Source organism: Oleiphilus sp. HI0117, assembly GCF_001635235.1.
In genome coordinates this window covers 1-283 of the sequence record NZ_LWGA01000425.1, presented here as the reverse complement: position 1 = coordinate 283, position 283 = coordinate 1, and the positions used below count along the sequence as shown (strand labels likewise).

Here is a 283-nt window from a genome sequence, read left to right as displayed (position 1 = left end):
TGATGAATGTAATATCTCTTGCAAGTAATCAATATAAATAGACTCAGGCAACAGTAAGCTAGGACGTGTTACTGCAACATCTCTAGTTTCGTTAAAGAAGCCAAACGGATTCTTTAAACGCCCTGCTCTTAAACCTAAACCATATTCAAAATCATCAAAAAGCCGCCAATCAAGTATCGCAAAATCAAGTCTAGTACCTTTTGGCTCGCCGTTACCAATCTGTTTGTAAAGACCCTGCATGGAAAACTGTAAAGAGTTCGTCGCCTTCCAAGACCCGTTTAAA

The 283-nt window shown here is 39.2% G+C and carries 1 pseudogene; it reads right to left on the bottom strand.

Going from position 1 to position 283, the window contains the following annotated elements:
- Window positions 1–240: pseudogene (locus tag A3757_RS27530) on the bottom strand (hypothetical protein); the annotation flags it as partial.
- Window positions 241–283: the final 43 nt, after the last annotated feature.